The sequence below is a fragment of the Curtobacterium sp. Leaf154 genome (assembly GCF_001424595.1).
Classification (GTDB): Bacteria; Actinomycetota; Actinomycetes; order Actinomycetales; family Microbacteriaceae; genus Curtobacterium; species Curtobacterium poinsettiae.
This window is the reverse complement of record NZ_LMOS01000001.1, coordinates 167,607-181,904: the sequence shown is the minus strand read 5'-3', so window position 1 is coordinate 181,904 and position 14,298 is coordinate 167,607. Positions and strand designations below refer to the sequence as shown.

The following is a 14,298-nucleotide window of genomic DNA, read 5'->3' as shown; positions in this document are numbered from 1 at the left end:
ACCGGCGCTACTTCTTCTTCTCTTCGACGTCGCCGGAGAGCGCCGCGATGAAGGCTTCCTGCGGGACCTCGACCCGACCGATGGTCTTCATGCGCTTCTTGCCCTCCTTCTGCTTCTCGAGGAGCTTGCGCTTGCGGGTGATGTCACCGCCGTAGCACTTGGCCAGGACGTCCTTGCGCATGGCGCGGATGCTCTCGCGGGCGATGATGCGGGCGCCGATGGCGGCCTGGATCGGCACCTCGAACTGCTGGCGCGGGATGAGCTTGCGCAGCCGCTCGGTCATGAGCGTGCCGTAGGCGTACGCCTTGTCGCGGTGCACGATCGCACTGAACGCGTCGACCTGGTCGCCCTGCAGCAGGATGTCGACCTTGACGAGGTCGGCGGCCTGGTCGCCGGTGGGCTCGTAGTCGAGCGACGCGTACCCCTGGGTCTTGCTCTTCAGCTGGTCGAAGAAGTCGAAGACGATCTCGCCGAGGGGCATCTCGTAGCGGATCTCGACGCGGTCCTCGCCGAGGTACTCCATGCCGAGCAGGGAGCCACGGCGCTGCTGGCAGAGCTCCATGATCGCGCCGACGTAGTCCTTCGGCGCCAGGATCGCGGCGCGGACCATCGGCTCGCGGACCTCGACGATGCGCCCGGTCGGGAACTCCGAGGGGTTCGTGACCTCGGTCACGGCGTTGTCCTCGGTCGTGACCTCGTAGATCACGCTCGGGGCGGTGGTGATGAGGTCGAGGCCGAACTCGCGGGACAGCCGCTCGGTGATGATCTCGAGGTGCAGCAGCCCGAGGAACCCGCAGCGGAACCCGAAGCCGAGCGCTACCGAGGTCTCCGGCTCGTAGACCAGTGCGGCGTCGGAGAGCTTGAGCTTGTCGAGCGCTTCACGGAGCACCGGGTAGTCGCTGCCGTCGATCGGGTACAGGCCCGAGAAGACCATCGGCTTCGGGTCTGTGTAGCCGGGCAGTGCCTGGGTCGCGGGCTTCTGCGCGCTGGTGACGGTGTCGCCGACCTTCGACTGGCGGACGTCCTTCACGCCGGTGATCAGGTAGCCGACCTCGCCGACCGACAGGCCCTTGGTGGGCTTCGGCTCCGGGCTCGAGACCCCGATCTCCAGGATCTCGTGCGTCGACTTGGTCGACATCATCTGGACCTTCTCGCGGGGCGAGATGGTGCCGTCGATCATGCGGACGTAGGTGACGACGCCGCGGTAGCTGTCGTAGACCGAGTCGAAGATCATCGCGCGGGGCGCGGCCTCGGCGTCGCCGACGGGGGCCGGCACGCGGCGGACCACCAGGTCGAGGAGCTCGGACACGCCGACGCCCGTCTTGCCGGAGACCCGGAGGACGTCCTCGGGCTTGCCACCGATGAGCTGCGCGAGCTCGGCGGCGTACTTGTCCGGCTCGGCCGCGGGCAGGTCGATCTTGTTGAGGACCGGGATGATCTCGAGGTCGTTCTCGAGCGCCAGGTACAGGTTCGCGAGCGTCTGCGCCTCGATGCCCTGCGCGGCGTCGACGAGCAGGATCGCGCCCTCGCACGCCGCCAGGGACCGCGAGACCTCGTACGAGAAGTCGACGTGCCCGGGGGTGTCGATCATGTTCAACGCGAAGGTCTCACCGTCGAGTTCCCACGGCATGCGGACGGCCTGCGACTTGATCGTGATGCCGCGCTCGCGCTCGATGTCCATGCGGTCGAGGTACTGCGCACGCATCGCGCGGTCCTCGACGATGCCGGTGATCGACAGCATGCGGTCGGCCAGCGTCGACTTGCCGTGGTCGATGTGCGCGATGATGCAGAAGTTGCGGATCGCGTCGGCCGGGGTCGCTGCGGGCTCCAGCGGAGCGGATGCTTGTGGGCTCACGGTTCCTCAGGTGGGTCGGACGGTCGCAACAGTCTCCCACGCTTCACCCGCCCTGGAGGCACGGCGCGCGTCCGCAACGCACGGTGCGCGGTTGATCCGCTTCCGGTGCGCTCTCGCGTCGGCGTGCCGGACCCCGCACGGTGCGAGGTCGGGGGGTCCGTGCGCCGTTGACCGCCCGGTGACCGGATGCTGCGCGGCACGGGGCGAGCATCCTCGCACCAGGTGGAGGACCGCGCACCGTGCGCCGACCTGCCGACCGGCACCGGGCCTCCCCGCCGTGTGGACCGCGTCAGACGGCCGCGTGCGCCGGAGCCGGCAGGGCGCCCAGGCCGCGCCGCAGGTCGTCCGCGGTGGCGGCGAGGCAGACGCGGATCCACCCCTCGCCGGAGCGTCCGAAGGCGCTGCCCGGCGCGACGGCGACCCGTGCACGCTGCAGGAACCCGAGCGCCCACTCCGCGATGTCGCCGTCGGAAGCGTGCGACATGTCGATCCACAGGTAGAACGCCCCGCGCGGGTCGAGGTACCGGATGCCCGCGGCGTCGAGCGTCTCCTTCGCGACCTCGAGGTTCGCGCGGTAGTGCTCCCGGGCGTCGCGCACCGCGGAGTGGTCCCCCACGATCGCCGCGAGGGCCGCGTACTGGTCGGGTTCGGCGACGCAGCTGATCATCGCTTCCTGCGTGGTCCGCATCGTCGCGCCGAGGCCCTTCGGGGTGACGAGGTACCCGACACGGACACCGGTCATCGCGTACGTCTTGCTCAGCGAGAACGCCGAGAACACGCGGTCGTCCTCGTCGAGCGCGGCCAGGCTGACGTGGCGGGTGCCGTAGGTGAAGTACTCGTAGACCTCGTCGCTGATCACCCAGAGGTCGTGCCGCTTCGCGAAGGCGAGGAGCGCACGGAGGGTCTCCTCGCCGAACACCGAACCGAGCGGGTTCGACGGCGAGTTCACGACGAGCACCCGGGTGCGTTCGGTGACGCTGGCCTCGAGGGCCGGCAGGTCGGGCTCGAACCCGTGCTGCGGCTCCAGCCGGTACGGCACCGGCGTCGCCCCGATGATGTGGGCGTTCATCGTGAACGTCGTGTAGCCGGGGTCCGGCACGAGCACCTCGTCACCCGGGCTCAGGGTCAGCGTCATCGCCTGGAACAGCGCCTGCGTCGCGCCGATCGTCATCCAGATCTGCTCGAGGTCGGCCTCGATCCGGTTCTCACGGCGGAGCTTGTCGCGGACGGCCTCGCGGAGCGGCGCGATCCCGCCGTTCGGGGTGTACCCGGTGCGGTCCTCGGTCCACGCACGACGGGCCGCCTCGCCGATGTGCGGCGCCACCGGGACGTCCGGCTCGCCGATCACGAGCATCGTGACGTCGGTGCCGCTCGACTGCAGCAGGGCCGCCTGCTCGAAGACCCTCCGGATGCCGGAGGCGGGCACGGTGTCGATGCGCGGTGCGAGGGAGGGCATGTCCGTCACGCTATCCGCTGCGTGTTGCCACGGCGTTTCGGCGCGGTCGGCCGCGGGCTTCCGCCGATCGGGCGGTGTTTCGTGCTTTGGTGGCGGCCCCGCGGCCTGGTAGTGTTGGTGGCTGGCTTCCGCGTTCCCCGCCCACGGGTGGAACGCGATGCGACCAAGGGCCCCTCTACCCTGCGGTCGCGCCCACCCGTACGAGACGAGCAGGAGCAATTCATGGCGAACATCAAGTCGCAGATCAAGCGCATCAAGACCAACCTCAAGGCCACCGAGCGCAACAAGGCGTACAAGTCGGAGCTCAAGACGCACATCCGTCGTGCCAACGACGCCGTCGCCGCCGGTGACAAGGACAAGGCCGTCGCGGCCCTGGCCCTGGCGTCGAAGAAGCTCGACAAGGCCGTGAGCAAGGGTGTCATCCACAAGAACCAGGCCGCGAACCGCAAGTCGGCCATCGCGAAGAAGGTCTCGTCGCTCTGACGCCCTGACCCTTCTGGTCCGAAGGCCCCGCACCGTTGGTGCGGGGCCTTCGTCGTGCGTGGGGCGCTGTGCGTTGGGTGCGTGCGCGGTGTGGGGTGCGTTGGGTTCGTTTCGTGAGCAGAAAGGGTCGGGTCGCGATGACGGACCCGACCCTTTCTGCTCACGAAACGCCGGCCGATCGGCGCGGGAAATCCGGGAGGCGCGACTCGCCTCAGCGGGGCTCGCCGCGTCGGGCGATGGTGCGGACCATGACCTCGAGCGCGTAGTGCGCGTCGCGCGAGCCGCCCTTCACCGCGGTGTCCGCCTCCGCGATGCTGATGATCGCGTTCGCCAACCCGGACTCGCTCCAGCCGGCGACGTCGCGCTGCGCGCGCTGCACCTGCCACGGCGCCATGCCGAGCGCCGAGGCCGCCTGCCCGCTCGGGCCCCGGAACGCGCTGACCTTCGCCATCGTGCGGATCTTGCTCGCGAACGCGGCGACGATCGGCACGGGGGCTTCGCCGGTGGCCAGGGCGTGGCGCAGCTCGACGATCGCCGGTGCCGACCGACCCGCGAGCGCGATGTCGGCGACCTTGAACGCGTTCGTCTCGACGCGGCCGCCGTAGTACTTGTCGACGACCTTGTCGGTGATCTCCTCGGCCTCGTCCGCCAGGAGCTGCCGGCACGCCGCGGCCAGTTCGGCGAGGTCGTCGGCGAACGCGGTCACCAGGGTGCGGACGGCGGACGGGGCGATCCGGCGTCGTGCGGCCCGGAACTCGGCGTTCACGAAGTCGATGCGGTCGGTCTCGCGCTTGAGCTCGTCGCAGAGCACCTCGACCCCGCCGCCAACGCCGCTGCGGATCGTGTCGAGGAGCTTCTTGCCGCGCATGCCGCCGCCGTGCCGGAGCACCAGGGTGACGTCGTCGGCGGGGGCCTGCAGGTACGAGATCGTCTCGGTGATGAAGGCGTCGGTGCACTTCTCGACGTTGGTCACCTGCACCAGGCGCGGCTCGCCGAACAGCGACGGGCTGGCGAGGGTGGCGAGCAGCCCGGGGGCGTACTGGTCGGCTTCGAGGTCGTGCACCTCGAGCGCGGGGTCCTCGCCCTGCAGCAGGTCCTTCAGCACACCGCGGGCGCGGTCGGCGAGGAACGCTTCGGGCCCGGTGATGAGCACGACGGGCGCCGGACGGATCCCCGACCAGGGCACCTGGTCGATCTTCGCTGCGGCGCGCGCGGGCTTCTTGGCGGCCATGTGGTCCTTCCGGTGGTGCCGGCCCGGACGGTGCCGGGTCGAGTGGTGCACCGTCGATCCTACGGGCGGCCGCCGACGGCGAGCGTTCCGTCCACACCCGCACCTCGTCGGTGCCGGACCGAGCGAGCACGACGGTTCCGCGCTGATCGGTGCGGAGCGGCAGCGTGCCGGCGGCATCGAGCACGCCGAGGGCCGACGCGGTCGGGTGCCCGTACGTGTTGTCCGCACCGACCCCGATCAGCCCGACGCGCGCGGCGAGCCCCCGGTAGAGCTGCGGGTCCTGGTCCGCCGAGCCGTGGTGCGCCACCTTCACGACGTCGATCGGCCCCGCCGGCAGTCCCCCGGAGCTCCGGAGCCGGCGTTGCGACGACTCCCCCAGGTCACCGAGGAAGACCCCGGTCAGACACACGGCGCAGGCACTGCCGTCCGCCGGCCCGGTGACCAGCACGATGCTCGCGTCGTTGCCGGCGTCACGGCTGCCGGCAAGGGGCCAGGCGACCCGCCAGACGAGCGGCCCGAGGGTGCCGGAGACCCGGTCGTCGGCGGTCCGGACGTCCACACCCGCGCGCCGCAGGTCGTCGACCACCCGGCCGTCCGACGCGCGTCCGACGGGTCCGACCAGGGCGGTCTCGACCGTGTCCGCCACGGCTCCCACCGCGCCGACGTGGTCGCGGTCGAAGTGCGTCAGGACGAGCAGGTCGATCCGGCTGATCCCGAGCAGGTCCAGGCACGCCAGGAGCCGTTCCTCGTCGTCGCCGGTGTCCACGAGGGCGACGGCGTCGTCGCCGCGGAGCAGCACGGCGTCGCCCTGCCCGACGTCGCACGCGGCCACCGACCAGTCGCCGGGGACGGAGCCGCGCACCACGAGCACCGGGACGGTGACCGCTGCGACACCGACCACGAGCACGGACCCTGCGGCGAGCAGCAACCGGGAGCCGATCCGGCCCCGGACCAGCACGGCCGTCGCGATGCAGCCGCACACCAGCACGGCGGCGGCCACGCCGAGCACTCCGGCCGGCCACGGCGCCGAGGCGTGCGGCAGGGCGGCCGCCCCGTGCGCGATGCCCCCGACGGCAGCAGCGGGCACCCACGCGACGGCCGCGAGCACCTGGGCACCCGCCGGCCACACCGGTGCGACGGTGCACGCGGCGAGTCCGATCACCGTGACGACCGGCGCGAACGGCTCCGCCAGCAGGTTCGCCGGCACCGCGTAGGTCGGGAGCGCCGCCGACAGTGGGATCGTCACGGGCCAGCACGCCACCTGGGCCGCCACGGGGATCGCCAGTGCGGCGGCGACCGGCGGCCACACACGACGCGCCAGCAGCTCGGTGAGCGGTGGGCCGAGCACCACGATGCCGCTCGTGGCGAGCACGGACAGGGCGAACGCGAACGACCGCGCGAACCAAGGGTCCGCCACGAGCATGCCGATCGCGGCGAGTGCGATGAGCGGCACGCCCCGCACGGGTCTGCCGGCGAGGTGCACGACCAGCACCACGATCGCCATCACCGTCGCCCGGACGATCGAGGGGTCGGGCCGCACCAGGACGACGAACGCCAGGAGCACCACGACGGCCACCGCGGCCCGGAGCCCGCGCGGCAGCCCGCAGGCGCGGCCGAGGACGACCACCAGCCCGACCACCACGGCGCAGTTCGCCCCGGACACCGCCGTCAGGTGCGTCAGCGCCGAGGTCTCCATCGCCGCCTCGGTCCCCGGGTCGAGGCCGGAGCGGTCGCCGATCGCCAGCCCCCGCAGCAGTGCCGCCCCCGGCTGCGGCAGGTCGGCCGTGGCCCGGACGAACGCCTGTCGGGCGGTGTCGGTGGCGCCGAGCAGCCCGGTGGGGGGCTCCGATGACGGTGTCCCGCGCAGGAACGCCACGAAGGCGGTCGCCGATCCCGGTTGGTCGGGCTGCACGGCGGCGGTCCCGGTGACCCGAGCCCCGGCCGCCAGCACGGCACCGGGTGCGTCACCGTGCAGGTCGGGCACGAGCCGGACCGGCGCGCGGAGCCCGTCGAGCCCGTCGGCACGCACGAGCGTGGCGGTGACGGAGCGGTCCCCCGGCACGAGGTCGCGGGACAGCACTGCCTCGATCTCGACGCGCCCGGCGTCCGGAGCGGCGACGAGGGCACGCAGTCCCTCCGGGGCCCGTCGGGAATCCCCCACGGTGACCGACACCGCGAGCAGCGTGGCCAGCGCCCCGGCGACGAGGACCAGCCCGGCGACGCCCCGCACGGCCCCGCCGCAGCGTCGCGTGCGGAGCGCGATGCCGCTCACACCGGTCACGAGCACGGCGACCCCGGCGACCACCGGGGCGACGTGGGGCGCTCCGATGAGCAGGGCGGTCAGGATCCACACGACGGCGACGGGCGCCGCGACCCGCAGGTCGATCGCGCTCGGTGCGAGCTGCACGCGCGCCTCAGACCCGCACGCGGTCGCGCAGCTCGGCGAACCGCACGTCACCGATCCCGCTGACGTCGAGCAGGTCCTCGACCGAGCCGAACCGACCGTGCTCGTCCCGCCAGGCGATGATCCGTCCGGCCAGCCCGGGGCCGATGCCGGGCAGGGTCTCGAGGGCGGCCTGGTCGGCGGTGTTCAGATCGACGACCGACCCCTCGGCCCCGGTCTCGCCAGCCCCGGTGGCGGCGTCGGTGTCGCCTGCTGACCCGGCGGTGCCACCTCCCGTCACCGGTCCGAGCGCCTCGGGCACCTCCTGCTGGCCGACCCGCGGCACGTACAACCGCTCGCCGTCCGTCAGCACCCGGGCCAGGTTCAGGCGGTCGAGGTCGGCGTCGTCCGTCGCCCCACCGGCACGTCGGACGGCGTCACCAACACGACTCGCTGCCGGCAGCTCGACCACACCGCTCCGCCGCACCGCACCGAGCACGTGCACCACGACGTGCCCGGCACCCGGAGCGGACGGAGCAGCACCGGCAGACGCACCTGCAGACGGTGACGGCGCGGCTGACGCCCCACCCGCGCTGGCCGTCGGCGCCCCACGCACGACGACCCCACCGGTTCCCCCGGTCCCCTCGCCGCCACCCGACACCAGCGCCCCGACGAGCACCACGACGACGGCGACCACCACCACGACCGCCGCCAACACCACGGCTGCCCGTGGTGACAGCGCAAGGCGGGACCACCAGGGTCCGGAGGGCGACGGGGACGACATGCCCCGAACGCTACGGAACCCGGCCGGTCGGCCGGGCTCCGGAGGTCACACCCGTGGACGGGTGCCGCGAACGCCCCCGCTGTGAGGGACGATGCCAGCGACGGTCGCTACCCCTTGATGGCGATGTTCACGAGCTTCGGAGCCCGGACGATCACCTTCACGATCTCGCGGTCACCGATGTACCGCTGCACGTTCGCCGAGGACCGCGCCAGCTGCTCGAGCTCGTCCGCCTCGATCGACTTCGACACCTCGAACGAGTCACGCACCTTGCCGTTGACCTGCACGACGGCCGTCAGGGTCTCCTGCACGAGCAGCGTCGGGTCGGCCTTCCGCCAGCCGTACGTGGCGACGGTGGCCTCGTAGCCCAGCCGCTCCCACATCTCTTCGCCGGTGTACGGCGCGAAGACGCTCAACGCGAGGGCGATGGTCTCGACGGCCTCACGCACGGCGGGGTCGCCGGCGCCGGGGCCGCTGTCGATCGCCTTGCGGGTGACGTTCACCAGGTCCATCAGTCGTGCGATCACGACGTTGAACTTGAACGCCTCCATCATGCCGGGGGCGTCGGCGAGGAACCGGTGGGTGACCTGGCGGAGTGCCCGGTCCCCGTCGGCCCACACGGCGTCGCGCGACGACGTGACGTCGAGCGCCAGCCGGTACGCGCGCGCCAGGAACCGTGCCGACGCGGACGGGGAGACGTCCTCCCAGTTGATGTCGTCCTCGGGCGGACCGGCGAAGCCCATCACCAGGCGGATCGCGTCGACGCCGTTCGCGTCGAGCTCGTCACCGAGCGAGACGCCACCCTTCGACTTCGACATCTTCGAGCCGCCGGACAGCACCATGCCCTGGTTGAGGAGCGCCGAGAACGGCTCGGTGAAGTCGAGGTACCCGAGGTCGAACAGGACCTTCGTGACGAAGCGGGCGTAGAGCAGGTGCAGGATCGCGTGCTCGATGCCGCCGATGTACTGGTCGACCGGGGCCCAGCGCCGCGCGGCAGCCGGGTCGAACGCCTGGGTGTCGTCCTGCGCCGACAGGAACCGCAGGAAGTACCACGACGAGTCGACGAAGGTGTCCATCGTGTCGGTGTCGCGGAGGGCCGGGGTGCCGTCGACGGGGTTCGGGACGTTCACCCAGTCGGTCGCGCCGCCGAGGGGCGAGGTGCCCTTCGGCTTGAGGTCGAGGCCCTCGGTGTCGGGCAACACGATCGGCAGCTGGTCCTCGGGCACCGGGTGCTCCGTGCCGTCGGCGCCGTGGATGATCGGGATCGGGGTGCCCCAGAAACGCTGGCGCGAGATGAGCCAGTCGCGCAGGCGGTAGGTCTTGGCGGCACGGCCGGTGCCGCGCTCCTCGAGCAGGGCGATGGCCGCGGTGATGGCGTGCTGCTTCGACATGCCGTCGAGCGGCCCGGAGTTGATCATCCGGCCCTGGCCGGTCAGCGCTTCGCCGGTGGCGACCGGGTCGAGGGTCGGCACGTCGAAGTCGTCGAGCGTCGCACCCTCGGGGATGACCGGGATCGCGCCGGTGACGGCGGCGTTGGTGTCGACGACGACCTTGACGGGCAGGTCGAACGCCCGCGCGAAGTCGAGGTCGCGCTGGTCGTGTGCGGGAACGGCCATCACGGCGCCGTGCCCGTAGTCGGCGAGCACGTAGTCGGCGGCCCAGATCGGCAGGCGCTCCCCCGTCAGCGGGTGGATCGCGGAACGTCCGAGCGGCACACCGGTCTTCGGGCGGTCGGCGTTCTGCCGGTCGATCTCGGACGTCTTCTGCGTCGCCGTCAGGTAGGCGTCGAAGTCGTCACGGACGGAGGACGGCACCGACGGGTCGGCGACCAGCTCAGCCGCCAGGTCGGAGTCCGGTGCGACGACCAGGAACGTGGCCCCGTGGATCGTGTCCGGGCGGGTGGTGAAGACCGTGACGGGCTCGTCACGGCCCTCGATCACGAAGTCGACGTCCGCGCCGACCGAGCGACCGATCCAGTTGCGCTGCTGCGCGATGACCTTCGCCGGCCACCGCCCCTCGAGCTGGTTCAGGTCGTCGAGCAGCCGGTCGGCGTACTCGGTGATCTTGAAGTACCACTGCGTGAGCTTCTTCTTGACGACGACGGCGCCGGAGCGGTCCGAGGTGCCGTCGGCGAGGACCTGCTCGTTCGCGAGCACGGTCTGGTCCACCGGGTCCCAGTTGACCCAGCTGTCCTTGCGGTAGGCCAGGCCCTTCTCGTACATCTTCAGGAACAGCCACTGGTTCCACTTGTAGTACTCGGGGTCCGAGGTGTGGATCTCGGTGGTCCAGTCGAACGACGGCGCGTAGCGCTTGAAGGACGCCTTCTGCTGCTCGATGTTCGCGTAGGTCCAGTCCTTCGGGTCCACCCCGCGCTTGATCGCCGCGTTCTCGGCGGGCAGCCCGAACGAGTCCCATCCGATCGGGTGCAGCACGTTGAAGCCCTGCTGGCGCCAGTAGCGCGCAACGAAGTCACCGAGCGCCCAGTTCTCGGCGTGCCCCATGTGCAGGTCGCCGGACGGGTACGGGAACATCTCGAGGATGTACTTGCGCGGACGGGTGTCGTCGAGGTCCGTGGTGAAGAGCCCGAGCGCTTCCCAGCGGGGCTGCCACTTCTCCTGGATACGACGGAAGTCGTAGGCGTTCGGGTCCTCGGCGTGCTGGTCGGTGGTCACGGTCGTCAACGATACAAGCCGGGAGGCCCGTCCCGCGTCCGCCCGTCGGCTCACCCGGCGAGCAGGCGTCCGTCCCGCATCCGCAGGGTGCGGTCGACCAGGTCCGGCGCCACCGGGACGTGCGACACGATGACGACCGACCGACCCGCTGCGCGGGCGGTGGTGACGAGGTCGCGGAGCACCGAGTCGCCGAGGTCGGGGTCGACGTCGGCGGTCGGTTCGTCGAGCACCAGCACCGGGAACGCGTGCAGCAGTGCTCGGGCCAGGGCGAGCCGGTGCGCCTGCCCGCCGGACACGAGCACGCCGCGTTCCCCGACCGAGGCGTCGAGCCCACCCCGTCGGACGACCCAGTCCCCCAGGCCGACCCGGTCGAGCACGGCGAGGAGCTCGTCGTCGGTGGCGGTCTCGCGGGCGAAGAGCAGGTTCTGCCGCACCGACTGGTCGAACACGAACGGGTCCTGTTCGATCAGGCCGACACGGGCCCGCACGGCGTCGGGGTGCATGGCCCGCGCCTCGACGCCGTCGAGCGTGTAGGAGCCGTCGTGCTCCACGAACCGGACGAGCGCGTCGACGAGCGTGGACTTGCCGGCGCCGCTCGGCCCCTGCAGGACGACGACCTCGCCGGGGGTGAGCGTGAACGAGACCCCGTCGACCGCCGGCTCGGCGGCCCCGGGCCAGCGGACGGTCAGGTCCTGCACGGCGAGCGTGACCGGCCCCTCGACCACGAGCGACGCCGGGTCGGCGTCCTCGTCGGGCTCGGGGACGATGCCGGCGGGCACCTCGGCGGGCACCACCTGCTCGACCCGGTCGGCGGCAGCACGCACCCGGCGGAGCGTCAGGACGGCGAGCGGGACGGTCCCGACGACCTCGAAGAGCGCGAGCGGCACGAAGACCGCCAGGGCCCAGAGCGGACCGTCGAGCGCACCCGACACGACGGCAGGGGCACCGACGGCGAGGATCCCGATCACCGCACCGCCACCGACCAGTCCGACCAGGGCACCGACGAGCGACTCGATCGTGCCGCGGCGCCGGACGGCCCGGGTGACGCCGGCATCGAGCCGGGCGATGTGCGCGAGCCGTTCGTCGAGGGTGCCGTAGGCGGCGAAGACGTCGAGCGTGCGGACGGTGTCGAGCACGAGGTCGGCGACGCGACCCCGATCGGCGGCGGTCTCGCGGTCCGAGCGCTCGGCGATCGACCGGGTGACGATCGTGCCGACCAGGGCCGCGACCGCCAGCGCGAGGACGAGCACGAGCGCGGCCGGCACCGACACGAGCGCCACGGCGACGACCGACAGCACCGCGACGACCCCGGCGGACACGAGCGGGCCGACGACGCGGATCGGCAGGTCCTGCAGCCGGTCGGTGTCGGTCACCAGGCGCGTCATGAGGTCTCCGCGACCGGTGCGGCCGAGCCCGGCGGGCGCGATCGACGCGAGCCGCCGGTACATCTCGGTCCGCACCACGGCCAGTTGCCGGAACGAGGCGTCGTGCCCGGCGAGCCGGTCGACGTAGCGCAGCACGGCGCGCCCCAGCGCGAACGCACGCACGCCGACCATCACGAGCGTCAGGTACAGGATCGGCGGGTGCTCGGCGGCGCGGGTGATCAGGTAGCCACTGGCGGCGAGGAGCGCGACGGCGCAGACGGCGCTGAGCGAGCCGGCGGCGACCGCCTTCGCCCAACCCGACCCGTGCGGCATCGCGAGCCGCAGGACGGAGCCGCCACGGGCCTCCCGGCTCATGCGCGCACCCCCCTGCGGACCGTCACGGATCCGCCGACCGCGATGTCCACGCGGACGTCGGCCGCGGCGACGACCGCCGGTCGGTGGCTGGCGACCACGACGACGGCGCCGCTGGCCGCCAGGCCACGGACGGCGGCGACGACGCGCGCCTCGGCCTCGGCGTCCAGTGCGGACGTCGGCTCGTCGAGCAGCACGAGGGGTGTGGCGGCGCGGCGTACGCGGTACAGCGCGCGGGCGACGGCGACGCGCTGCGCCTGGCCGCCGGACAGTCCGCTGCCACCGGCGCCGACCGGGAGGCCCGGGTCGAGTCCCAGCCCCGCGTCGCCCAGCGCGGTACGCACGTCGGCGTCGTTCGGGGTCGCGCTGAGCGCGACGTTCTCGGCGATCGTCCCGCGCACGAGACGTGGCCGCTGGTCGGCCCAGGTGGTGCGCTCGGCGACGGATGCGCTGGCCGGGCCGGGCACGGTGACGGTGCCGTCGTGGGGCAGGACACCGCGGAGTGCGGCGATGATGCTGGACTTGCCGGAGCCGCTCGGGCCGGCGAGCACGACGACGGTGCCCGGTTCGGCGTGCAGGTCGAACGGCCCGATCACGACGTCGGGGCGGCGGACGGTGAGCCCGCGGACGTCCAGGGCGGTGGCGGCTTCGGCGCCGTCGGTGTCGGTCTCGCTCCCGCCGCTGTGCACCCGGATGCTGCGGCCCGGGGCCGGGGCCGGGGCGTCACCGTCGTCGGCGTCGTCCGCCAGGACGTCGAGCACCGCGGCCGACGCCTCGACGCCGTCCTGGGCGGCGTGGAAGTCGGCGCCGACCTGGCGGATGGGGGCGAAGGCCTCGGGTGCCAGGACGAGCACGAACATCGCGGCGCCGAGGCCGAGCGAGCCGTCCACCAGGCGGATGCCGATCGAGACGGCGACCAGTGCGACGGACAGGCTCGCGGCGAGCTCGAGCGCGAAGCCGCTCACGAACGACAGCCGGAGCACGCCGATCGTGCCGCGGCGGTACTCGTCGGTGACCGCCCCGATGCGACCGACCTGGCGGCGCGCACGACCGAAGACCTTGAGCGTGGCGAGCCCCTCGACCGCCTCGGTGAAGGCGCCACCCAGCTTCGCGAGGGCGTCCGACTGCTTCCGCTGCAGCGACTGCGTGGCCAGGCCGATCAGGATCATGAAGACCGGGATCACCGGCAGGGCGAACAGGATGATGAGCCCGCTGGTCAGGTCGCCCACGCCGATCGCGACCAGGAGCACCGGCGTCGCGATCGCGGTGAGCGCGAGCTGCGGCAGGTACCGGCCGAAGTAGGCGTCGAGGGCGTCGAGTCCGGGGCCGAGCGTGGTGGCGAAGCCAGCGCTCGACCGGCCGGCGAGCCACGACGGACCGCGCTCGGCGGCACGGGCGAGCACCGTCGTGCGCATCTCGCTCTTCACCTTCGCCGCGGCGCGGGCTGCCAGGTCGTCGGTGGCCCACGCCGCCACTGCCCGCAGGACGAACGCCCCGCCGAGCAGGGCGAGCGCCTGCCCGAACGCGGCCGGCACCGTGCCGTCGTGCACGGCGTCGACCCCGAGGGTGACGGCCGCGGCGATCCCCCACGCGATCCCGATGGTCGCGAGCGTGCGCAGGACCCCCGTGCCGGCGGCGGCGACGATGAAGCCGCGCGCGGTCCGGGACAGCCGCAGGAGTCGGGGGTCGAGGGGCTTCATC

At 72.5% G+C, this 14,298-nt stretch carries 8 protein-coding genes and 1 pseudogene; 1 reads left to right on the top strand and 8 read right to left on the bottom strand.

Features of this window, described 5'->3' with window-relative positions; genetic code table 11:
• Window positions 1-7: 7 nt before the first annotated feature.
• Complete coding sequence (gene lepA, locus ASF75_RS00810) at window positions 8-1,855, bottom strand: translation elongation factor 4 (protein WP_056068283.1); 1,848 nt, start codon at window positions 1,853-1,855, stop codon at window positions 8-10.
• Window positions 1,856-2,144: 289 nt separating this feature from the next.
• Window positions 2,145-3,311: a pyridoxal phosphate-dependent aminotransferase gene (locus ASF75_RS00805; RefSeq protein ID WP_042540181.1), complete on the bottom strand. Its 1,167-nt coding sequence runs from the start codon at window positions 3,309-3,311 to the stop codon at window positions 2,145-2,147.
• Window positions 3,312-3,533: 222 nt separating this feature from the next.
• On the opposite strand from ASF75_RS00805, the gene rpsT reads away from it, so the two are divergent.
• Entirely contained in the window at window positions 3,534-3,794 is a 261-nt protein-coding gene (rpsT, locus tag ASF75_RS00800; RefSeq protein WP_017886662.1) for a 30S ribosomal protein S20, read from the top strand.
• A gap of 211 nt (window positions 3,795-4,005) precedes the next feature.
• Here the strand turns inward: rpsT and holA are convergent, their stop codons facing one another.
• The 6 genes and pseudogenes from holA to cydD form a co-directional block, all read right to left on the bottom strand.
• On the bottom strand, window positions 4,006-5,025 hold the full coding sequence (holA, locus tag ASF75_RS00795; RefSeq protein ID WP_017886661.1) for a DNA polymerase III subunit delta: 1,020 nt from the start codon (window positions 5,023-5,025) through the stop codon (window positions 4,006-4,008).
• A 298-nt stretch (window positions 5,026-5,323) separates the two neighbouring features.
• A pseudogene (locus ASF75_RS18305) lies at window positions 5,324-6,721 on the bottom strand (ComEC/Rec2 family competence protein); the annotation flags it as partial.
• 718 nt (window positions 6,722-7,439) lie between these two features.
• Window positions 7,440-8,192 (bottom strand): ComEA family DNA-binding protein, encoded by a 753-nt coding sequence (locus ASF75_RS17210; RefSeq protein ID WP_082509344.1) that lies wholly within the window; start codon window positions 8,190-8,192, stop codon window positions 7,440-7,442.
• 107 nt (window positions 8,193-8,299) lie between these two features.
• The gene (leuS, locus tag ASF75_RS00775; protein ID WP_139179704.1) at window positions 8,300-10,861 is read right to left on the bottom strand and encodes a leucine--tRNA ligase; all 2,562 of its coding nucleotides are present in this window, start codon (window positions 10,859-10,861) and stop codon (window positions 8,300-8,302) included.
• 50 nt (window positions 10,862-10,911) lie between these two features.
• A complete protein-coding gene (gene cydC, locus ASF75_RS00770; RefSeq protein WP_056068276.1) occupies window positions 10,912-12,600 on the bottom strand; it encodes a thiol reductant ABC exporter subunit CydC in 1,689 nt (562 codons plus the stop codon).
• Window positions 12,597-14,297, bottom strand: coding sequence for a thiol reductant ABC exporter subunit CydD (gene cydD, locus ASF75_RS00765; protein ID WP_056068274.1), 1,701 nt, complete (start codon window positions 14,295-14,297; stop codon window positions 12,597-12,599). Before cydD ends, cydC begins: the two co-directional genes overlap by 4 nt.
• Between the last annotated feature and the right edge of the window lies 1 nt (window position 14,298).